20 protein-coding genes and 1 tRNA gene are annotated in these 21,774 nt (G+C 65.1%); 13 read left to right on the top strand and 8 right to left on the bottom strand.

The window, feature by feature from the left end; genetic code table 11:
* The 3 genes from FGK63_RS10160 (at nt 1) to FGK63_RS10150 (ending at nt 2,806) form a co-directional block, all read left to right on the top strand.
* Nucleotides 1-1,128 carry an SPFH domain-containing protein gene (locus FGK63_RS10160; protein WP_138841794.1) on the top strand — a complete coding sequence of 376 codons (1,128 nt, stop codon included), beginning with the start codon at nt 1-3 and terminating at the stop codon, nt 1,126-1,128.
* A 63-nt stretch (nt 1,129-1,191) separates the two neighbouring features.
* Nucleotides 1,192-1,680 (top strand): cytochrome b, encoded by a 489-nt coding sequence (locus FGK63_RS10155; RefSeq protein WP_138841791.1) that lies wholly within the window; start codon nt 1,192-1,194, stop codon nt 1,678-1,680.
* Between the two features lie 4 nt (nt 1,681-1,684).
* Nucleotides 1,685-2,806, top strand: coding sequence for a TFIIB-type zinc finger domain-containing protein (locus FGK63_RS10150; protein ID WP_138841789.1), 1,122 nt, complete (start codon nt 1,685-1,687; stop codon nt 2,804-2,806).
* A 25-nt stretch (nt 2,807-2,831) separates the two neighbouring features.
* Here the strand turns inward: FGK63_RS10150 and FGK63_RS10145 are convergent, their stop codons facing one another.
* Entirely contained in the window at nt 2,832-3,251 is a 420-nt protein-coding gene (locus tag FGK63_RS10145) for an Hsp20/alpha crystallin family protein (RefSeq protein ID WP_138841787.1), read from the bottom strand.
* A gap of 149 nt (nt 3,252-3,400) precedes the next feature.
* On the opposite strand from FGK63_RS10145, the gene FGK63_RS10140 reads away from it, so the two are divergent.
* The 10 genes from FGK63_RS10140 (at nt 3,401) to FGK63_RS10095 (ending at nt 14,365) form a co-directional block, all read left to right on the top strand.
* Nucleotides 3,401-4,069 carry a nitroreductase gene (locus FGK63_RS10140; protein ID WP_138841785.1) on the top strand — a complete coding sequence of 223 codons (669 nt, stop codon included), beginning with the start codon at nt 3,401-3,403 and terminating at the stop codon, nt 4,067-4,069.
* A 34-nt stretch (nt 4,070-4,103) separates the two neighbouring features.
* Nucleotides 4,104-4,541, top strand: coding sequence for a D-aminoacyl-tRNA deacylase (gene dtd / locus FGK63_RS10135; protein ID WP_138841783.1), 438 nt, complete (start codon nt 4,104-4,106; stop codon nt 4,539-4,541).
* Entirely contained in the window at nt 4,541-5,644 is a 1,104-nt protein-coding gene (locus FGK63_RS10130) for a DUF4147 domain-containing protein (protein ID WP_138841781.1), read from the top strand. The genes dtd and FGK63_RS10130 overlap by 1 nt, the downstream gene beginning before the upstream one ends.
* A gap of 51 nt (nt 5,645-5,695) precedes the next feature.
* Complete coding sequence (locus FGK63_RS10125; protein WP_138841779.1) at nt 5,696-7,690, top strand: CocE/NonD family hydrolase; 1,995 nt, start codon at nt 5,696-5,698, stop codon at nt 7,688-7,690.
* A 123-nt stretch (nt 7,691-7,813) separates the two neighbouring features.
* Nucleotides 7,814-9,397 carry an ABC transporter substrate-binding protein gene (locus FGK63_RS10120; RefSeq protein WP_138841777.1) on the top strand — a complete coding sequence of 528 codons (1,584 nt, stop codon included), beginning with the start codon at nt 7,814-7,816 and terminating at the stop codon, nt 9,395-9,397.
* A 15-nt stretch (nt 9,398-9,412) separates the two neighbouring features.
* Nucleotides 9,413-10,369, top strand: a complete 957-nt coding sequence (locus FGK63_RS10115) for an ABC transporter permease (RefSeq protein ID WP_138841775.1) — start codon at nt 9,413-9,415, stop codon at nt 10,367-10,369.
* Nucleotides 10,366-11,181, top strand: a complete 816-nt coding sequence (locus FGK63_RS10110; protein ID WP_138841773.1) for an ABC transporter permease — start codon at nt 10,366-10,368, stop codon at nt 11,179-11,181. The genes FGK63_RS10115 and FGK63_RS10110 overlap by 4 nt, the downstream gene beginning before the upstream one ends.
* Entirely contained in the window at nt 11,178-12,815 is a 1,638-nt protein-coding gene (locus tag FGK63_RS10105; RefSeq protein WP_138841771.1) for an ABC transporter ATP-binding protein, read from the top strand. Before FGK63_RS10110 ends, FGK63_RS10105 begins: the two co-directional genes overlap by 4 nt.
* A gap of 24 nt (nt 12,816-12,839) precedes the next feature.
* Nucleotides 12,840-13,388 (top strand): carboxymuconolactone decarboxylase family protein, encoded by a 549-nt coding sequence (locus tag FGK63_RS10100; protein ID WP_138841769.1) that lies wholly within the window; start codon nt 12,840-12,842, stop codon nt 13,386-13,388.
* 140 nt (nt 13,389-13,528) lie between these two features.
* Nucleotides 13,529-14,365, top strand: coding sequence for an alkaline phosphatase family protein (locus tag FGK63_RS10095; RefSeq protein WP_138841767.1), 837 nt, complete (start codon nt 13,529-13,531; stop codon nt 14,363-14,365).
* Between the two features lie 45 nt (nt 14,366-14,410).
* Here the strand turns inward: FGK63_RS10095 and FGK63_RS10090 are convergent, their stop codons facing one another.
* From FGK63_RS10090 to FGK63_RS10060, 7 genes are all read right to left on the bottom strand, one after another.
* Nucleotides 14,411-15,334 (bottom strand): alpha/beta hydrolase, encoded by a 924-nt coding sequence (locus FGK63_RS10090; protein WP_138841765.1) that lies wholly within the window; start codon nt 15,332-15,334, stop codon nt 14,411-14,413.
* 11 nt (nt 15,335-15,345) lie between these two features.
* On the bottom strand, nt 15,346-17,235 hold the full coding sequence (locus FGK63_RS10085) for an acyl-CoA synthetase (RefSeq protein WP_138841763.1): 1,890 nt from the start codon (nt 17,233-17,235) through the stop codon (nt 15,346-15,348).
* A 156-nt stretch (nt 17,236-17,391) separates the two neighbouring features.
* Nucleotides 17,392-19,212 (bottom strand): ABC transporter transmembrane domain-containing protein, encoded by a 1,821-nt coding sequence (locus FGK63_RS10080; protein ID WP_138841761.1) that lies wholly within the window; start codon nt 19,210-19,212, stop codon nt 17,392-17,394.
* A 273-nt stretch (nt 19,213-19,485) separates the two neighbouring features.
* A tRNA-Gly gene (locus tag FGK63_RS10075) sits at nt 19,486-19,559 on the bottom strand.
* A 296-nt stretch (nt 19,560-19,855) separates the two neighbouring features.
* On the bottom strand, nt 19,856-20,419 hold the full coding sequence (locus FGK63_RS10070; protein ID WP_138841759.1) for a biotin transporter BioY: 564 nt from the start codon (nt 20,417-20,419) through the stop codon (nt 19,856-19,858).
* Between the two features lies 1 nt (nt 20,420).
* Nucleotides 20,421-21,035, bottom strand: coding sequence for an energy-coupling factor transporter transmembrane component T family protein (locus FGK63_RS10065; RefSeq protein ID WP_138841757.1), 615 nt, complete (start codon nt 21,033-21,035; stop codon nt 20,421-20,423).
* Nucleotides 21,010-21,771, bottom strand: coding sequence for an energy-coupling factor ABC transporter ATP-binding protein (locus FGK63_RS10060; protein WP_138841755.1), 762 nt, complete (start codon nt 21,769-21,771; stop codon nt 21,010-21,012). The genes FGK63_RS10065 and FGK63_RS10060 overlap by 26 nt, the downstream gene beginning before the upstream one ends.
* Nucleotides 21,772-21,774: the final 3 nt, after the last annotated feature.

Here is a 21,774-nt window from a genome sequence, read left to right as displayed (position 1 = left end):
ATGGGAATTTTCGATTTTCTGACCGGCGAATTCATCGATGTCATTCACTGGGTGGACGACACCCGCGACACCATGGTCTGGCGGTTCGAGCGCGAGGGCCACGAGATCAAGTACGGCGCCAAGCTGACGGTGCGCGAGGGGCAGGCCGCGGTTTTCGTCCATGAAGGCCAGCTTGCCGACGTGTTCACGCCGGGCCTCTACATGCTCGAGACCAACAACATGCCGATCCTGACCACGCTGCAGCACTGGGATCACGGCTTCAAGAGCCCGTTCAAGTCCGAGATCTATTTCGTCAACACCACCCGGTTCAACGACCTGAAATGGGGCACCAAGAACCCGATCATGCTGCGCGACCCGGAATTCGGCCCGACCCGCATCCGCGCCTACGGCACCTACACCATCCGGGTGAAGGACCCGGCGCGCTTCATGGTCGAGATCGTCGGCACCGACGGCGAGTTCACCATGGACGAGATCAGCTACCAGATCCGCAACATCATCGTGCAGGAATTCAGCCGCGTGATCGCCGCATCGGGCATCCCGGTGCTGGACATGGCCGCCAACACCGCCGATCTGGGCAAGCTGATCGCGGCCGAGGTCGCGCCCGTGCTCGACACCTACGGGCTGGAAATGCCCGAGTTCTACATCGAGAACATCTCGCTGCCCCCGGCGGTCGAGGCGGCGCTGGACAAGCGCACCTCGATGGGGCTGGCCGGCGATCTGGGCAAGTTCACGCAATATTCGGCGGCCGAGGCGATGACGGCTGCGGCGCAGAACCCCTCCGGAGGCGGCGGCATGGGCGCGGGGCTCGGCATGGGAATGGGCATGGCGATGGCGCAGCAGATGGCATCGGGCCAGCCGGGCGGCCCCTGGGGCACGCGCCCCGCGGCCCCGGCGCCGTCCGTCGCGCCGCCCCCGCCGCCGGTCGAGCGCGTCTGGCATGTCGCCGAAAACGGCCAGACCAGCGGCCCGTTCTCGCGGGCCCGGCTGGGGCGAATGGCGGCGGCGGGCGAAATCACCCGCGACACCTATGTCTGGACCGCCGGTCAGGACGGTTGGAAACGGGCCGAGGACGTGCAGGACCTGGCGCAGCTGTTCACCATCCTGCCGCCGCCTCCGCCGGGCGCCTAAACCGACGGAGCCTCGCTTGCGGACAGTTTCAGTGAGGTCCGCAGCCGGAAAGGAAGCAGAGACATGCCGCGACGCAACGGGTATTCCGCCCTGCAAATCACGCTTCACTGGCTCATCGCCGTCCTGATCGCCGCCGCCTGGTTCACGCACGAAGGGATGGGGCGCGCCTTGGAAAAACGGATCGAAACCGGAGCAAGCGGGATCGAGGGGAACACCGCGCATGTCTGGATCGGCGGCGCGGTCTTCGCGCTGATCCTGCTGCACCTCATCGTGCGGCTGATCCAGGGCGCGCCGGGGCCGGTCCCGGGCAGCTCCCCTATGATCGCCGCCGCCGCGCTCTGGGGGCACCGCCTGCTCTACCTGCTGATGGTGGTCACGCCCGCGCTCGGCGCCACGGCCTGGTATGGCGGCGTCGAACCGGCGGGCGAGGTGCATGAACTGTTCGGCTTCACGCTGATCCTCGTCTCGCTGGGACACGCCGTAATGGCCCTCTGGCATCAAAATGTCTGGAAGGACGGCACGATGACGCGCATGACGAAACCGCAGGCTTGAGATCATGTCCGGAACGCTCTCGAACGGCAACAGCCCGGCCCCGCAGGAACACCGCTTTCCCTGCGACCAATGCGGTGCGGACTACCGGTTCGATCCAGGCCAAGGCATGCTGGTCTGCGATCACTGCGGCCATTCCGAACCGATCCGGTCGGGTCCGTGGAAAGGCGCCAACCTGCGCGAGCTTGATTTCGACGCCGCCATCGCCCAGCGCCTGCCCGAGGTGGAGATCGAGGAGACCCGGGTTCTGACCTGCCCGAACTGCGCGGCGCAGGTCGAATTCGACCCCGACACCCACGCCGCCGAATGCCCGTTCTGCGCGACGCCGGTGGTGACGGATACCGGCATCAACCGCCACATCAAGCCGCGCGGCGTCCTGCCCTTCGCCCTCGACGAGCGCGAGGCGCACAAGGCGATGGGCGACTGGCTGGGGCGCCTGTGGTTCGCGCCGAACGGGCTCAAGGATTACGCGCGCAAGGGCCGCAGGATGCAGGGCATCTACGTCCCCTACTGGACCTTCGACGCGGACACCCGCTCGGCCTACCGGGGCGAGCGCGGCGTCGTCTATTACGAGACCCGCATGGTGGTGCGGGACGGCAAGCGGGTCCGCCAGCAGGTTCCCAAAGTCCGCTGGAGCCCGAAATCGGGCCGTGTCGCGCGGTTCTTCGACGACGTGCTGGTGCTGGCCTCGCAGTCGCTGCCCAAAAGCTACACCGACGCGCTGGAACCCTGGGACCTGCCCGCGCTGGAACCCTATCAGCCCGAATACCTGGCGGGGTTCCGGGCCGAGGCCTACACGGTCGAACTGCGCGAAGGGTACCAACTGGCGCGCGCCCACATGGCGCGGGTGATCGAACGCGATGTGCGCTTCGACATCGGCGGCGACCGTCAGCGCATTCACGACATCGACACGGACGTGCGCGACGTGACCTTCAAGCACATCCTGCTGCCGGTCTGGTTGGCCGCCTACAAGTACAGAGGCCAGACCTACCGCTTCGTGGTCAACGGCAGGACCGGCCGGGTGCAGGGCGAACGCCCGTGGTCCGCGATCAAGGTCACGATCGCGGTCGTGCTGGGCCTGCTGGCGGCGGCCGGCGTCGGCTACCTGATGGCGACCGGCCAGCAATGACCCTAGCGGCCCCGACAGGCCCGGATCAGCCGCGGTCGATCGCGATCTTGCGCGAGGATTCGGCCCTTTCCGCAGGCTTCTTCGGCACCGTGATGTGCAGCACGCCATCCATCATCCTGGCGCTCGCCTTGGCGCCGTCCGCGTCCTCGGGCAGGCGGAACGACCGGCGGAACGCGCCGTACTGGCGTTCCGAGAAGTACCAGGTGTCGCCCTTCTTCTCTTCGTGGGTCTTCTTCTCGCCGCGGATGGTGACGACGCCATCGTCCACCGTCAGTTCGATGTCCGCTTCGGATACGCCCGGCAATTCCATCGAGATGTCATAGGACTTGTCGCTGCCGGACGCTTCGGTGGCGGGGCTCAACCAGTCCGCCAGCCGTGATCCGAAATGCCGGAAGGGGTCATAGAGCGATGGCCAGAGGCCAGCTTGATCGGATTTCTCAACCATGAACAGTCCTCCTTTCTTGCTGTTCTGAATATAGTGCCACACTTGGCGGGATTCATCATTGATCCCGCTCAAAAACCCGGGCGGAATGCCCCCTTGCACAGCAGGCGCGCGGCGGCCATCTTGCGCGGCGACGAGGAAGGGGAACACCGATGGAACTTGCCGACCTGGACGATCTTCTGGCCCGCCGCCATTCCTGCCGCGCCTTCCGCCCGGACCCGGTTCCCCGGGCGGACATCGAACGCATCTTGTCCAGCGCGCGCCGCGTGCCCAGCTGGTGCAACGCCCAGCCCTGGCAGGTGGTGGTCACCAGCGGCGACGAGACCGACAGGTTCCGCACGGCGCTGCTGCACGAGGCCGCCACCGGCGCCCATGCTCCCGATCTGCCCTTCCCCACCTCCTATTCCGGCGTCTACCAGCAGCGCCGCCGGACCTGCGGCTGGGCGCTTTACGAAGCGGTGGGCGTGGAAAAGGGTGACCGCGCCGGCTCGGCCCGCGAGATGATGAAGAACTTCGCCCTGTTCGGCGCCCCGCATTGCGCCATCGTATCCAGCCCCGCCGAGCTGGGATCCTACGGCGCCCTCGACTGCGGCGGGTTCGTGACCGCCTTCACGCTGGCGGCGCAGGCGCTTGGCATCGCCACCATCCCGCAGGCCGCCGTCGCCTCCTACAGCCCGTTCCTGCACCGCCATTTCGGCATCCCGGATGACCGGCTGGTGCTCTGCGCCATTTCCTTCGGCTATGCCGATCCCGACCATCCGGCCAATGCCTTCAGGACCGACCGCGCCGAGCTCGACGAGTTCGTCGACTGGCGGGGTTGAAACCACCGTCAGCCAGGAAACGGAAGGAGATGAAATGCGCGCCCTGATCCAACGTGTGTCCCGCGCCTCGGTCGCCGTCGACGGCGAGGTGATCGGCAAGACCGGCCCCGGCCTTTTGATCCTCGTCTGCGCCATGCAGGGCGACGCCGAGGCACAGGCCGATCACCTGGCCGCCAAGATCGCGCGGCTGCGCATCTTCAACGACGAAGCGGGCAAGATGAACCGTTCCGTTCTCGACATCGGCGGCTCGGCCCTCGTGGTCAGCCAGTTCACGCTGGCCGCCGACACGTCGCGCGGCAACCGCCCCGGCTTTTCGGCGGCGGCGGCCCCCGCCGAGGGCGAACGCCTCTACGAGTATTTTGCCGCAAAACTGGCGGAACAGGGCGTTCCCGTCGCGACGGGAAGGTTCGGCGCGGATATGGCGGTAGAGCTGGTCAATGACGGGCCGGTGACAATCTGGATGGAAAGCTGATGGACAGGCGCGACATGGCCCGCACGATCTGGCAGGCCGGTGTGGATGCGGTCGGCGGTTACGCGGCCACGGCGGCGGCCCTGGCCGAAACGCAAAGGCCCGACCGCATCCTGGCGGTCGGCAAGGCCGCCGGGGCGATGGCGCGCGCGGCGCTCGACCGGTTCGGAGCGGTGCCCTGCCTTGTCGTCACCAAGGACGGCCACGGCGACGGCCTGCCCGGCCATGTCCAGCTGATCGAGGCGTCGCACCCGGTTCCCGACGCCCGCAGCCTTCAGGGCGGCCAGGCGCTGCGCGAGGCGGTCGAGGCGATGGAGCCGGGCACGCACCTGTTGTTGCTGGTCTCGGGCGGGGCCTCGTCGCTGGCCGAGGACCTGATGCCCGGCAAGACCCTCGACGATCTGGCCGCGCTCAACCGGCGGCTTCTGGCGGCGGGGCTGGACATCACCGCGATGAACGCCGAACGGCGCGGGATTTCACGGATCAAGGGCGGCGGGCTGCTGTCGGGGTTCCAGGGGGCCGAAGCCGTGGTCCTGGCGATCTCGGACGTGCCGGGCGACGACCTCATGGTGATCGGCTCGGGTATCGGCGCGTTGCCGGACGGGCTCAGCTTCAGGGCGCGCGCGCGGATCATCGCCTCGAACGCCCACGCCCGGGCCGCTGCGGCGCAGGCAGCGGAAACGGCGGGGTACGCGGTGCTGGCCAACGAGGAAGCGCTGCATGACGACCTTCCGGCCCTGGCCGCGCGCCTGGGGCCGCGCCTGCGCGACATGCCGCGCGGCGCGATGATCCTCGGCGGCGAACCGACCGTCATCCTGCCCGAGAACCCGGGAAGGGGCGGCCGCAACCAGGCGCTGGCCCTGGCCCTGGCGCACGAGATCGCGGGCTGCGGCGGGATCACCCTGGTGGTCGGCGGCACCGACGGCACCGACGGGCCGACCGATGCGGCGGGCGCCATCGTGGACGGGTCCACATGGGGCGACGGCGCCGCGGAAGCGCTGAGTGCCGCCGACAGCGGCAGCTACCTCGATCGCAAGGGCGCATTGCTCGTCACCGGCCCCACCGGAACGAATGTGATGGACCTTCTGGTCGCAATTCGCGAATGATCTGTCGATTACCCCCTTTTATTTGTCGGAATTGCGGATGACACTCGCCGCATGACATCCGCCCCCAATGCCCTGCGCGACATCGAAGAGATACCGGATCTCGGCATCACCCTGTCCGACGGCTGCCGCCTGTCCGCCCGGGTCTGGCGGCCGGTGGATGCCGACGACGACCCGGTGCCCGCGATCCTGGAATACCTGCCCTACCGCAAGCGCGACGGCACCGCCGCGCGCGACGCGCTGACCCATCCCTGGTTCGCCAAACGCGGCTATGCCTGCATCCGCGTAGACATGCGCGGCAACGGCGACAGCGAAGGGCTGATGGCCGACGAATACACGCAGCAGGAACTGGACGACGCGGTCGAGGTGATCGGCTGGCTCGCAACGCAACCCTGGTGCAACGGCGGCGTCGGCATGATGGGGATCAGCTGGGGCGGGTTCAATGCGCTGCAGGTGGCGGCGATGCAGCCCGAACCGCTCAAGGCCATCATCACCCTGTGTTCCACCGCCGACCGCTATGCCGACGACATCCACTACAAGGGCGGATGCCTGCTGAACGAGAACCTTGGCTGGGGCGCGACGATGTGGGCCTATTCCTCGCGCGCGCCGGATCCGGACCTGCGCGAGAACTGGCGCGAACTGTGGCTGAAGCGGCTGAAGAACGAACCCTTCCTTCCGTCGCTCTGGCTGCGCCACCAGACCCGCGACGCCTATTGGCGGCACGGCTCGGTCTGCGAGGACTACGCCGCGATCAGGGCCGCCACCCTGGCGATCGGCGGCTGGGGCGACGCCTACAAGAACGCCGTGCCGCTGCTGGTCGAACGGCTGGACGCTCCGGTCAAGGGGATCGTGGGGCCCTGGGTCCACAAATACCCGCATTTCGCCGTTCCCGAACCCCGAATCGGCTTTCTGCAAGAGGCGTTGCGCTGGTGGGATCACTGGCTCAAGGGCATCGACACCGGCGTCGCCGACGATCCCGACTACCGCGCCTACCTGATGGACGGCGTCCGGCCCGCCCGCTGGTACACCGAACGTCCCGGGCGCTGGATCGCCGAAACCTCGGGCGCGACCTCCCACCTGCCGCGGCAGCACCTGTCCCTGAGCAATGCCGGCCTCGGCGCCGACGGCGCGCTGGACGTCCGCGTGCGGTCTCCGCATCACTGCGGCATGGAAGGCGGCGAGTACTGCGCCATCTGGCTGGGCCCTGAGATGCCAGGCGACCAGCGGCCCGACGACGCGCTGTCCGTGTGCTTCGACGGCGCGCCGCTGGCGGAAAACCTCGACATCGTCGGCGCGCCGCGGCTGCGGCTGCGGCTCAGCGCCGACAAGCCGCAGGCGCAGATCGCCGTGCGGCTGAACCACCTCCACCCCGACGGCGCCTCGACCCGGATCACGTATGGCGTGCTGAACCTGACCCACCGGGACAGCCATGCCGACCCGCAGCCGCTGGAGCCGCGGGAAACTTGTGACATCGCGCTGGACCTCGACCAGATCGCCTACCGGGTGCCCAAGGGCCACCGACTGCGGCTCGCCATTTCCAGCGCCTATTGGCCGATGATCTGGCCCTCGCCGGAAACCGCCGAACTGCACCTGACGGGCGGAGAGCTTTCGCTGCCCCAGCGCCCAACGCCAGACGCGGACGAGCATGTCTTTCCCCCGCCCCAATCCGAGACGCCCTGGCAGGTGGAAACGCTGCGCGCGGCCTCGAACGCGCGGCGCGCCGAGACCGATCTTGCGACCGGCGAGGTGCGCCTGGTCATCGAGGACGATTTCGGCCTGCGACAGGACAGCGAGCATGGCCTGATCAGCGGCGGCGTGGCCCGGGAACGCTGGTCCATCCATCCCGACGATCCCCTCTCCGCCCGGGGCGCCTGCCACTGGACCGAAGAGTTGGGGCGCGGCGACTGGCGGCTGAGAACCGAGACGCGAAGCGAGATGTGGTCCGACGCCAACACTTTTTTCCTGCGCGCCTCGATCACCGCATACGAGAACGACGAAGTGGTATATACCCGTGAAATCGAGGACGCCGTGCCGCGAAACCAGATGTAATCCGCATTCCCCTGCGGCCCGGACATTAACGCTTGCCCGCCTGCCGGAAATGCGCCAACCTTGACTCGTGCGTCAATAAAAACAGCCCGCAGAGGCAAAAGTACAACCAACTGGGAGATTCCGATGAACGAACAACTCACTCACATGACTGGGCAGGTGACTGCCGGCAAGATGACCCGCCGCGAATTCATGGGGAAAGCCGCGGCCCTGGGCGTGTCCGCCGCCGTCGCCAGCAGCATGTTCGCCAATGCGGCCCGGGCAGCCGGCCCGAAAAAGGGCGGCGACCTGAAATTCGGCCTGCAGGGCGGCGAATCCACCAACTCGCTCGACCCCGCGACCTATGCCAGCTCGGTTCCGTTCATGAACGGCAAGCAGTTCGGCGACACCCTGGTCGAGGTCGCGCCGGACGGCTCGATCGAACCGCGCCTCGCGGAAAGCGTCGAGGGCAGCGCGGACGCCAAGGTCTGGACCTTCAAGCTGCGCCAGGGGGTCGAATTCCACAACGGCAAGACCATGACCAGCGAAGACGTCCTGAAGACGATGGAGCGCCACTCGAACGAGGATTCCAAGTCCGGCGCCCTGGGCATCATGAAGGGCATCGAGTCGATGAAGGCCGATGGCGACAACTTCCAGGTCACGCTGACCGACCCGAACGCCGACCTGCCCTATCTGATGGCCGACTATCACCTGATCATCCAGCCTGACGGCGGCATGGACAATCCCGGCGCCGGCATCGGCACCGGCCCCTTCAAGCTCGAAGTCGACGAGCCGGGCGTCCGTCACCTGTTCTCGAAATTCGAGAACCACTGGAGCGATTACGGAAACTTCGACAGCGTCGAGGTCATCGTGATCAACGACGCCACCGCCAGAACCGCGGCGCTGCAGTCGGGACAGGTCCACGCCATCAACCGGGTCGAACCGAAGATCGCGGAACTGCTGAGCCGCGCGCCGAACCTGACCGTCCATTCGACGGCGGGCCGCGGACACTATGTCTTCATCATGCATGCGGACACGGCGCCGTACGACAACAACGATCTGCGCATGGCCCTGAAATACGCCATCAACCGCGAAGAACTGGTCGACAAGATCCTGCGCGGCTACGGCTCGGTCGGAAACGACATGCCGATCAACGCGGCCTATCCGCTGTTCGACGAAACGATCCCGCAACGCGAGTTCAGCCTCGAAAAGGCGGCGGAGCATTACAAGGCGTCCGGCCATGACGGCTCGCCGATCATCCTGCGCACGTCCGACGTCGCCTTCCCCGGCGCCGTGGACGCGGCGGCCCTGTTCCAGCAAAGCGCGGCGCAGGCCGGCATCCCGCTGGAAATCAAGCGCGAACCGGGCGACGGCTACTGGTCCGAGGTCTGGAACGTTCAGCCCTTCTGCGCCTCGTACTGGGGCGGGCGTCCGGTGCAGGATCAGATGTACACCACCGCCTACCTGTCCACGGCGGACTGGAACGACACGCGCTTCAAGGTTCAGGCCTTCGACGACCTCCTGTTCGCGGCCCGCGCGGAACTGGACCCGGCCAAGCGCAAGGAGATCTATTCCCAGATGGGCATGATGGTGCGCGATACCGGCGGCCTGATCTGCCCGATGTTCAACGACTTCATCGAAGGTGTCAGCAACCAGCTCGACGGTTGGGAAACCGACCCGACACAGGAAATGATGAACGGTCAGATCTCCCGCAAGATGTGGTTCGTCTGATACGGGTTCCCGAATATGCACCCGATCATCAAACTGGTTTCCCAGCGCATCGCGCTGGGACTCCTGCTTCTCTTCGGCGCCTCCGCCCTGATCTTCGGCCTGACCGAAGCCCTGCCGGGGGATGCCGCCCAGGCCGTTCTGGGACAGGCGGCAACCCCTGAATCGCTTGCCAACCTGCGCGAGGAAATGGGCCTCGACCGCCCTGCCCTGACCCGCTATGTCGAATGGCTTGGCGGCATCCTGCAAGGCGATCTGGGCACGTCCCTGACCAACAAGCTGGACATCGCCGAATCCGTCGGCAAGCGTCTGGGCAACACGCTGTTCCTGGCCTTCTGGGCGGCCCTCATCTCGGTGCCGCTGGCCATCCTGCTGGGCCTTCTCGCCGTACGCTACAGGAACCGCTGGCCGGACAAGCTGATCTCGGCGGTCACCCTGACGACGATCTCGATCCCCGAATTCCTGATCGGCTACGTGCTGGTCTACTTCATCGCGGTGAAACTGGGCTGGTTCTCGCCGCTGGCGATGATCAACGACAGCATGTCCATTTGGCAGAAGCTCTCGGCGATCGCGCTGCCGGTCATCGTGCTGACGATGGTGGTGCTGGCGCACATGATGCGCATGACCCGGGCCGCGATCCTGAACGTCATGCAATCCGCCTATATCGAAACCGCGGAACTCAAGGGCCTCAACAACTTCAAGATCATCTACCGCCACGCCTTCCCCAACGCCATCGCGCCGATCGTCAACGTGGTGATGCTGAACCTCGCCTATCTCGTCGTGGGCGTCGTCGTGGTCGAGGTGGTGTTCGTCTATCCCGGCATGGGACAGTACCTGGTGGATCACGTGACCAAGCGCGACGTGCCGGTGGTGCTTGCCTGCGGCGTCATCTTCGCCGCCATCTACATCGGCCTCAACATGGTCGCCGACATCGTCGCCATCCTGGCGAACCCCAGGCTGAGGCATCCGAAATGAAGAACATCCCTATCTCTGCCCTGATCGGCCTGGGCTTCACCGTCCTCTATTTCTTCGTCGCGGTCTTCGCCCCGCTGCTGGCGCCCTACGGCATGGCCGAGATCGTCGGCGACGTGTGGGAGCCGTCCAGCTCCGAACACTGGCTGGGCACCGACAACATCGGCCGAGACCTGCTCAGCCGCATGATCTACGGCGGCCGCACGACGATCTTCGTCGCCACCGCCGCCACCATCCTCAGCTTCGTCACCGGCTCGGTGCTGGGCTTTCTGGCCGCCGTTCTGGGCGGCTGGGCGGATCAGGTCCTGTCGCGCGGCGTCGACCTGGTGATGTCGATCCCCTCGCTGATCACCGCGCTCGTGGTGCTGGCGATGGTGCCCGTCACCATCCCCGTGCTGATCATCGTCATGGGGCTGCTGGACGCCACCCGCGTCTACCGCCTGGCCCGCGCCGTGGCGGTTGACATCGAGGTGATGGACTATGTCGAAGCCGCCAAGCTGCGCGGCGAGGGCCATGTCTGGATCATCTTCCGCGAGATCCTGCCCAACGCCCTGTCGCCGCTGGTCGCCGAACTGGGCCTGCGCTTCATCTTCATGGTCCTGTTCGTCTCGACCCTGTCCTTCCTCGGCCTCGGCGTGCAGCCGCCGCTGGCCGACTGGGGCGGCATCGTGAAGGAAAACAAGGACGGCATCGTCTACGGCATCGGCGCAGCGCTCTACCCGGCCGTGGCCATCGCGACGCTGGCCATCTCGGTCAACCTCGTGGCCGACTGGGTTCTGAACCGCACCACTTCGCTGAAAGGAGGCCGCGGATGAGCGATCCCCTTCTCAAGGTCCGCGACCTCAAGATCGGCGCGACCGTCTATCCGCCGGGCGAAAAGCCCCACGACATCGAGATCGTGCATGGCGTCAGCTTCGACCTGCAACCCGGCAAGGTGCTGGGCCTGATCGGCGAATCCGGCGCCGGCAAGTCCACCATCGGGCTGGCGTCGATGGCCTATGGCCGCGGCGGCGTCAAGATCACCGGCGGCGAAGTCTGGGTGAACGGCCGCGACATCCTCAAGACCTCGCTCAAGGACATCCGCGCCCTGCGCGGCGGCGAGGTGACCTACGTGTCGCAATCCGCCGCCGCCTCGTTCAACCCGGCCAAGAAGATCATGGATCAGGTCGTCGAAGCCGCGGTCGAGCAGAAGAAGTTCTCGCGCAAGCAGGCCGAGGCCCGCGCGCGCGAGCTGTTCGCCAAGCTCGGCCTTCCCGATCCCGACAATATCGGCGACCGCTACCCGCACCAGGTTTCGGGCGGACAGCTGCAGCGTTGCATGACCGCGCTCGCCCTCTGCCCCGAGCCGGATCTGGTGGTGTTCGACGAGCCCACGACCGCGCTGGACGTGACCACCCAGATCGACGTTCTGATGGCGATCAAGGAGGCGATCCGCGACACCGGCGTCGCCGCGCTCTACATCACGCACGACCTGGCGGTCGTGGCGCAGGTGAGCGACGAGATCATGGTGCTGCGGATGGGCGACATGGTCGAATTCGGCTCCACCGACCAGATCATCAACAACCCTCAGAAGGAATACACCCAGGCGCTGGTCTCGGTCCGCTCCATCGACCACGAGGAAAAACAGCCGACGCCGGAACCGGTGCTGAGCGTGCAGGGCATCACCGCACGCTACAAGGGGCTGAACTTCGACGTGCTGCACAATGTCAACGTAGACCTGCATCCGGGCCAGACCCTCGCCGTTGTGGGCGAATCCGGGTCGGGGAAATCCACGCTGGCGCGGGTGATCACCGGCCTGCTGCCGCCGCGCGACGGCGACATCGTCTTTGCCGGCCGCACGCTGTCGCCCAGCCTCGCCGGGCGCACCCGCGAGGACCTGCGCGAATTGCAGATGATCTACCAGATGGCCGACGTGGCGATGAACCCGCGCCAGACGGTGGGCACGATCATCGGGCGGCCGCTCGAGTTCTATTTCAACATGCGCGGCGCGGAAAAGCGCAAGCGCATCGTCGAACTGCTGGACGAGATCGAACTGGGCGAAAAGTTCATGGACCGCTACCCCGCGGAACTGTCCGGCGGCCAGAAACAGCGGGTCTGCATCGCGCGCTCGCTGGCGGCCAAGCCCAAGATGATCATCTGCGACGAGGTCACCTCGGCGCTCGACCCGCTGGTGGCCGACGGCATCCTGAAACTGCTGCTGGACCTGCAGAAGATCGAGGATGTGGCCTACCTGTTCATCACCCACGATCTCGCCACCGTCCGCGCCATCTCGGATTCGATCGCGGTGATGTACCAGGGCCGCGTGGTGCGCTACGGACCCAAGTCCCAGGTGCTCAGCCCGCCCTTCGACGACTATACCGACCTCCTGCTCAGCTCGGTTCCCGAGATGCACCTGGGCTGGCTGGAAGAAGTGGTGGCGCACCGCAAGATGGAGAGCGCGGGGAACTGACGCCCCGCCAGCAGGAGCGCACGGATGCCACATCTTCCTTCCCTGCCCGACAAGGCGACGCTGTTCGATGTATACCGGCGGCACCCGGCCGTCGCGCAGGCCATGCTTGCGCTCAACGATGCGGTGATGCGCCAGCCCTCGCCCTTCACCCCGGCGGAACGCGAGGCGATCGCGGCCTATGTCTCGGCGCTCAACGACTGTCAGTACTGCCATGCGCTGCACGGGCGCGCGGCGGTCAATCTCGGCATGGAAGACGGGGCCGTCGCCGCGATCTGCGAACGCCCCGAAGCGCCCGAAGACCCCCGCCTGATCCCGGTGCTGGCCTATGTGGCGCGGCTGACCAGCGATCCCGCCTCCGTCGGCCCCGAGCATGTCCGCGCGATCCTCGACGCCGGCTGGACCGAAGACGCGGTCAGCTTCGCGGCCTTCATCGCCGCGACCTACGCACTGATGAACCGGGTGGTCGAAGGCCACGGCATCCGCGCCGACGAAGCGCAGGCCGATGCCGGCGGCGCGCGGCTTGCCGGCCCGGGCTACGCTGGTATTGCGCAGATGCTCGCCAGCGAGGGTTGATGGCCGAATTTCCGACCGGCACGACCCGGATGTCACGCTGATGTCACTCCCTCCAATTCACAAGCGCGCACCGGCGACCGCGGCGCCGGCAAACTGGCCCCGCCGCGGGCAAGCCCTCTGATCAGGAAATGCACACACTCATGGACCGGAAAATCCTTCTCATCATCCTCGACGGCGTCCCCTACCGGAACTTCCGCCGTCTCTTCGGCAATCTCGAAGGCTGGGTCGACAGCGGCGATGCGCGCGTCTGGAAACTGCGTTCGGTGCTGCCGTCCATCTCGGCCAGCTGCTACGCCTCGATCCATACCGGCGTCACCCCGGCCGAGCACGGCTGCACCGGCAACGGCAACGTCTTCCGGCTGGGCCACAAGGACGTCTTTTCCCAGGTCCGCGAGGCCGGCGGCGTCACCGGGGCGGTGACGCACAGTTTCTGGTCGCAGTTCTTCAACCGCCACCCGTTCGATTACGTCCGCGACATCGAATATGACGAACCCGACAGCTCCACCATCAACCACGGCCGGTTCCACACCATGACCGGCTACGGCCACGACAACCAGATGACGCCCTCGGACGTCGATCTCTACGCCACGCTGACCAACCTGTGCCTGCGCTTCGGCCTGGATTACGGCATCCTGCACACCTGCACGCTGGACAGCATGGGACACCGTTTCTTTCACGACGCCCGCGAAATGGATCACGCCTGTTTCGTCGCGGACGAGATGCTGGCCCCATTCATCACGCGCTGGCGGCAGATGGGATACGAGGTGATCGTGACCGCCGACCACGGCCAGGACGATCGCGGCCACCACGGCGGCCGCTGCGCGCTGCAGCAGGAGACCGCGCTCTATTATTTCGGAGAGGCCGAAGGGCCCGCGGACGATTTCGTCATCGACCAGCTCCAACTGGCACCGACCCTGCTCAGGCGGATGGGGGCGCCGGTCGCCGAGACCATGAAGGCCGCGCCTTTCCTTCAGTGACCGAAAGCGGCCCGGGCCGCCGGGGCGCGGCTCGGGCGCACCCGCCTAGTCGTAGCACCAGATCCCCTGCCCCAGCGCCTCGATGGCCACGGTGATGCGCTCGAAACTGTCGCTCGCCCGTCCGACGGTCGTGCGCGCGCGCAGATAGCCGTGGACCAGCCCCTTTTCGTTCATCCAATGCGCGGTGCCGCCCGCAGCCAGAATCCGGTCGCGATAGTCGCGGCCATCGTCCCGCAAGGGATCGCAATCGGCGGTGACGATGACGGTCGGCGGCAGGTCCGAGAAATCCGTGTCCTGCAACGGCGCAAAGGTCGGGTCGCCGGTCGGTTCGTCGCCCTCGAACCGCACCGACTTGTAGAACAGCACGTCCTCGCGGGTCAGCATCGGCGCATTCGCGTGTTCGACATAGGATCCGCTGTCCACGTCGCCGCCGAGAACCGGGTAGATCAGCACCTGCCCCAGAACGTCCTTCAGCCGCCAGCGGCTGTGATGGGTGACGCAGGCCGCCAGATTGCCCCCGGCGCTGTCCCCGGCCAGAACCAGCGGGTCGCCGAATTCCTCCGCCGCCCAGACGGTGGCGGTCCAGCAGTCGTCGAACTGCGCCGGGTGGCGGTGCTCCGGGCACAGCCGGTAATCGACGGCCACCACGCGGTACCCGGTCGAGGCGCAGATTTCGGCGCAGACGTCGTCATGACTGTCCAGACCGCCAAGAACGAAACCGCCGCCATGGAAATAGACGACGGTTCGCGTGGGATCGCCAAGGGTGTAGACCCGGACGGGGACGCCCTTGGCGTCCCGGTCCTCGGTCTGGATCACTTCCGGATAGGGCTGCCGGAACGCGCGGCACAGCTTGTCATAGATCCGCCGCTGCTCGTCGATCGGCAGATGCACCGCGTCTTCCGGGTAGCTTTCGGCCGTCCGCCCGATGAAGTTCCAGGTTTCCTCGTCGATCAGCCGCTCATAGTCCATTGGCCCTCCGATCAGGCTGCCCATTCCCAAGGCCGGGTATAGGCACCCAGGACCTTGTTCACATCGTCCTCGGAGGAGCCGTTCGCGTCAAGCTGCGCGACCAGTCCGCGTTTCTTGTCGTCCACGACCGAGACCACCCGGGCCGCAACCCCGGCCTTTTCCAGCGCGCCGTTGTAGACACGGGTGATCGCCTGCTTGCGCAGCTCGGGCTTGAACACCTTGCCGACGGCGGTCTTGGGCAGTTCCGGCAGGATCGTCATGTGCTTGGGATGCGCGGCGCGCTCGTGCACATGCACCTTGCAATGCTCCAGCAGCTCTTCCTCGGTGGCCGTCGCGCCGTCAACCAGTTCCACGAAGGCGCAGGGAACCTCGCCGGAATGGGCGTCGGGCTGGCCGATGGCACCGGCAAAGGCCACGGCGTCATGCGCCAGCAGCGCCTCCTCGATCTCGGCGGGATCGATGTTGTGGCCGCCGCGAATGATCAGGTCCTTGGCCCGCCCCGTGATCCAGAGATAGCCGTCGGGATCGAACCGGCCCAGATCGCCGGTGCGCAGGTAGGTGCCGTAGTGATAGAGGTTCGTGTTCTTCTCCGCCTCGGTATAGGTGTTCCCGGCATAGACGCCCGGGTTCGAGATGCAGATCTCGCCCACCTCGTCCACGGCGCATTCGGTGGGGCCGTCGGGGCCGTCCTGCAGGATCTTCACGTCCGTATAGGGGAACGGTATGCCGATCGACCCGATCTTCTTCTCGCCGTCGACCGGGTTGCACGACACCAGGCAGGTCGCCTCGGTCAGGCCGTAGCCTTCGACGATGGTCACGCCGGTCGCCTTTTCAAAGCGGCGGAACAGCTCCACCGGCAGCGGCGCCGATCCCGAGAACGCGGTCTTGACCGTCGAGATGTCGGCATCGACCGGGCGCTGCATCTTGGCCGAGATCGCCGTCGGCACGGTGATGATGAAGGTGACCTTCCAGCGTTCGATCAGCTTCCAGAAATTGTCGAACACCCCGTCGCCGCGATACCCCGCCGGGGTCGGGAACACCACATGTGCGCCCGAGGCCACCGCGGCCATGACGATCACGTGGCAGGCGAAGACGTGGAACATCGGCAGCGGGCACATGATCGTGTCCTCTTCCGAGAACAGCAGCGTGTGGCCCAGCCAGCCGTTGTAGATCATGCCGGAATACTTGTGCTGCGCCACCTTGGGCATCCCGGTGGTGCCGCCGGTGTGGAAATAGCAGGCGACCCGGTCCTCAAGCACGTCCTCGAACGTCAGCGTCTTGGGGTGTTTGGCCAGTTCCTTGTTGAAATCCATGTAATCGGCATGGGCCAGATGCTCCTTGTCCGCCATCTTGGGCCGGACCAGCGGCACGATCCAGGATTTCGGCGGCGTCAGGTAGCGGTTCAGGTCGATCTCAAGAACCGTATGCACGCGCGGCGCGTGGCGCACCGCCTCGGCGACCTTCTGGGCCACGTCGGTCTTGGGGAACGGCTTCAGCGTCACCACGACCTTGGCGTCGGTCTCGCGCAGGATGGCGGCGATCTGTTCCGGCTCCAGCAGCGGGTTGATCGGATTGACGATGCCCGCGACCGCGCCGCCCAGCAGCGTGACCAGCGTTTCGTTCGAGTTGGGCAGCACAAAGGCCACCACGTCCGACTGGCCGATCCCGAGCGACCGGAACAGGTTGGCGGCCTGGTTGACCTTGCCCAGCAGCTCCGACCAGGTCAGCGTCTCGGCCTTGTCCTTGGGGCCCGAAAGGATCTGGAAACTCAGCGCCTTGTGATCCGGAAACTTGCCGGCCGTGCGCGACAAAAGCTGATGCAGCGTCACCGGCAGGTCACGCTCCTCCCACGGCATCTCTTGTTCAATCCGTGCCCTGTCTTCGAACCCCGCAAATGCCATCCGGCTCCTCCCTGATGCGGCCCTGCCTGGCGCGGACCCTTTGTTCCGCCCCAAGATGAGAGCAAATCCTCGTTCGTGCAAGCGAGGGCTTATCGGGAGGATGGAAGATTTTGTAGAATGACGCTGCGGCGATACGAGGGGTGCCGGAACGTCACCTCATTCGGCGGCGACCCCGTCGGTGAACTGCAGCCGCGCCAGCCGCGCATAAAGCCCGCCTTCGGCCACCAGATCGGCATGGGTGCCCTGCGCCACGATGCGGCCCGCCTCCATCACCACGATCCGGTCGGCCTTCTTCACGGTGGCCAGGCGGTGCGCCACGATCAGGGTCGTGCGCCCGGCGCTCAGTTCGTCGACCGCCCCCTGCACCGCCCGCTCGCTTTCGGCGTCCAGCGCCGAGGTCGCCTCGTCCAGCAGCAGCACCGGCGCGTCGCGCAGGATGGCCCGCGCGATGGCGATGCGCTGCTTCTGCCCGCCCGACAGCATCACCCCGCGCTCGCCCACGAAACTGTCATAGCCTTCGGGAAGCGCCGCGATGAAATCATGCGCGGCGGCGGCGCGCGCCGCCTCCTCCACCTCGGCATCCGTGGCCTCGGGGCGTCCGAACCGGATGTTCTCCCGAGCCGAGGCGGCAAAGATCACCGGGTCCTGCGGCACCAGCGCGATGTGGCGGCGGAAATCGGACCGCTTGAGGCTGCGCAGGTCGATCCCGTCCAGCGTGACCGCGCCCGCGTCCGGGTCGTAGAACCGCTGGATCAGCTGGATCACGGTGGTCTTGCCCGCGCCCGACGGGCCGACAAAGGCCACGGTCTCGCCCGGATTGACCGTCAAGGTCATGTCGTCCAGCGCCGCCACGTCCGGGCGCGAAGGATAGCGGAAGCTCACGCCATCAAACCCGATCTCGCCCCGCACCGGCTGCGGCAGCGTCGCGGGATTGGCGGGATCGGTGACGGTGTCCTCGACCGTCAGAAGCTCCACCAGACGTTCGGTCGCCCCGGCCGCCCGCTGCAACTCGCTCCAGATTTCCGACAGCGCCCCGACCGAACCGGCCATGATCACCGAGTAGATCACGAACTGGATCAGCGTGCCTTCGGTCATCAGACCGGCGCGCACGTCGTTGGCGCCCATCCACAGCACGCCCACGACGCCCGAGAACACCAGGAAGATCACGATCACGGTCAGCACCGCGCGCGTCTGAATGCGGCGCAGCGACACGATGTACGAGGTTTCGGTCAGGTCCGCGAATTGCCCGCGGCTGGCGGTTTCGTGGGTGAAGGCCTGCACGGTCTGAACCGCGCCCAGCGCCTCGCCTGCATTCCCCGACGATGCGGCGATCCAGTCCTGGTTCTCGCGGCTGATGCCGCGCAGGCGGCGGCCCAGCACCAGGATGGGCACGACCACCACCGGAATGAGCAGCAGCACCATCGCCGTCAGCTTGGCCGAGGTCAGCAGCATCAGCACCAGTCCGCCCAGGAACATCAGGATGTTGCGCAGGGCGATCGACACCGACGAGCCCAGCACCGACTGGATCAGCGTCGTGTCGGTGGTGATCCGGCTCAGCACCTCGCCTGTCATGATGCGCTCGTAGAATTCCGGGCTCATGCCGATCACCCGGTCGAACACCGCCTTGCGGATGTCGGCCACCACCCGTTCACCCAGCCGCGTCACCAGCGCATAGCGGACGCCGGTCCCCAGGGCCAGAACGGCCGCGATGCCCAGCGCGGCCAGGAAATACTGGTCCAGCAACTCGCCGCTTTCGATGCGGAAATGATCTACCACGCGGCGCACGGCCAAGGGCAGCGCCAGCATCATGCTGGCCGTCACCACCAGCGCCAGCGTCGCGCCGATCATCAGCAGGCGGTAGGGCTTCATGAACGGCCAGAGCGAGGCGAGAACGCTCAGCTTCCTGGACTTCGCCCGCTCCTCGCTGGCGCCGGGTGCAGGGCTTGATGCCGGTTTTTCGGACTGCGGTCTTGCCATGTCGGGCCCTTGTGGTCTGGTCACTTCCGATTGGCCGCTTCTTGGCCCCGCAGGTGCGCGGGGTCAAGCCAAAGCCGCCCGCCGCAGCGCGCGAAACGTCCATTTGACGCAATTGCCGGAAGGAAAGCCGAGACTGGAGCGGGCGGCGGGAATCGAACCCGCGTCATTAGCTTGGAAGGCTAATGAATATGCCGCAAAAAAACGTTTAAAAACATATAATTACCGCAAGTCGCCAGGGATTTTTGTCGGCAATTTGTCTAAAAGGAAAGTTTCTGGAGCGGGCGACGGGAATCGAACCCGTATCATCAGCTTGGAAGGCTGAGGTCTTACCATTACACAACGCCCGCTCAACGATCTTCGGTACTAGTCTATTGATTCTCGGGCGTCAAGTTAGGAACGATAGTCTTCAAAAAGGCTTCGAACATGCGACCTCTTTTTGCTTAAGGCGACGACAACCGTACCGCACCCGGCTTTCGGCCAGCTCCTTCTGTCGCATGCGAAGTTCCACCTCAGGATCGCGCCTAGATTGGTATCTGTGGGAAGCCGCTTGGCCGCTTTTCAGAAGCGCTCCAGAGTGGCGCGTTCGATCCGATCATCCGTTTATGCGCGGACCGAACGACATTGCGCCAATATCTTTGCTGAATCAGACTGCATCGGCTGGTTCTGAACGCGACAGAACACTGGAAGGCCGCGCTTTCGCCATGGCGGACGTCAGCATCCCAGCAATGATGGCTTTGAGAAAGTCGCCAAGGATGAAAGCAGTCACTAGCCCCGTCGCTTCAACGAGCGATTTTTCAAGTGTGATGGACATCCCGACGATGCCGAAGACGTACATCACAAGGATGCCACCAATGATCGAAGCCAAACTTGCTACGAGCGCTAGTGGTGCGCTCCGCCATTTTTCGACGATTAGACCTGTGACGAACGCAGCAATTGGCCAACCAATCAGAAAGCCTGCAGACGGTGAAACAAAGAGGCCAAGCCCACCGCGACCGCCTGAGAGAAGTGGAAGACCGATGGCTACAAGCAGCAGAAACAACAGGACCGCGAGCGCGCCACGCTTTGAGCCTAGAATCGTGCCACACAGCATGACACCGAGACTTTGCGCCGTGATCGGGACACCAAATGCCAAAGTGACTTTCGGGATAAGGCCCAACGCGGCAATGAGTGCCGCAAAGAGCGCAATATGAGCTACGTTTTTTTCCATCTCAGATCTCCTCGAGACTGTTGAATCCACCACGCGCGCGCAGGGCTTCGGCGACGTGATCTGCGTCATCCAGTGCGAGCACGGTGAAAGGTGAAATGATGCGCCAATTGGGCACGCGCGTTGAACGGGCTTTCCATGCATGAGTGAGTTGGCCACCTCGCTCTACGAGCACCGGCGTAAGCCGGATGACTAGCGCGATTGCGAGCGCCAATACCTGGGAATTCAGCCCAATCCACCGAAGTGGTATGGTAATTTTTTTCACAAAATCGATCATATCGGAAAGGCGCGTGGTCATGGTGACCAAGTTTGCCAAACCAACCGCCGAGAGCATTCTCAGAACGATGGACGCCCCGAGCTCATACTCTGCAGTCCAGATATGCCATAGCCCGACGACGAAAACGAACAGCCACAAAAGCTTCATCTGCCTGAGGCCGGCAAAAAGAAACGCTTTGCCTGGAAGAGCATAAAGCAGTGAGACAAATGCGAAGACCAAGCCCTGAACCAGTAGATTGTCGATCGCAAAGAGCATCGCGGTCGCAATACAAAGCCCGAGAAGTTTGGCGCCAGCTGGCCAGCAGTGGGCAGACGTTCTAACGGGAGAGGTCAGAGATATCATCCAGCCCTCCCAGTCTCTTCATTTTCTCGATGTAATCATTCAGGATCGGCGCCGCATCGCCTAACGATATCAGCTGTCCTTGGTCCAGCCAGATGACTTTCTCGTAATTCAGCAGATCAACAGGATCATGCGAGATGTGGACCAACCCGCCCTGGTAGCGTGACAGATAACGTTTCAGCTGCGTCTTTGTCGGCAAATCCAATCCCGTGAAGGGTTCGTCCAGAATGATTAGCTTGGGCTCCATGGCGACGACCGCCATCATGCATACCAAGTGCTTTTGTCCTTGCGACAACGCATTGATATGCGCAGTCGTCCAGTGCGATTTTTCAAATTCGCTCAGTGTTGCGGCCGTCCGGTCAGCTGCATCCCGCTTTGAACGACCTTGCTGTTGTAAGCCGAACGAGATCTCCTCTTGGACTGTCGGGAAAATGATTTGATGATCCGGATTCTGGAAGAGAATGCCGACTTCAGCCAAAGCAGCTTTCCGGTCCTTGGCGAGATCAAGACCGTTGATTTTCAGTTCGCCTTTGGTTGGCGAAACGAGCCCGGCCAATAGACGTGCAAGGGTCGATTTCCCAGACCCGTTGCGGCCGACAATACCAATCCGTGTTGCGGAGATTTCAAAGGAAACCCCGTCCAAGATCGTCTTGCCCTCGAGATCGAAACCAACATCTGCCAGGCTGAGAGTTATGCCCGTATTGCGTTCATGTTCGGCTGGGAAGCGTTCAATCTTCATGTC

Origin of the sequence: Ruegeria sediminis (genome assembly GCF_005938215.1) — a bacterium.
GTDB lineage: Bacteria > Pseudomonadota > Alphaproteobacteria > Rhodobacterales > Rhodobacteraceae > Ruegeria > Ruegeria sediminis.
This window is presented reverse-complemented; position numbering and strand designations above follow the sequence as displayed.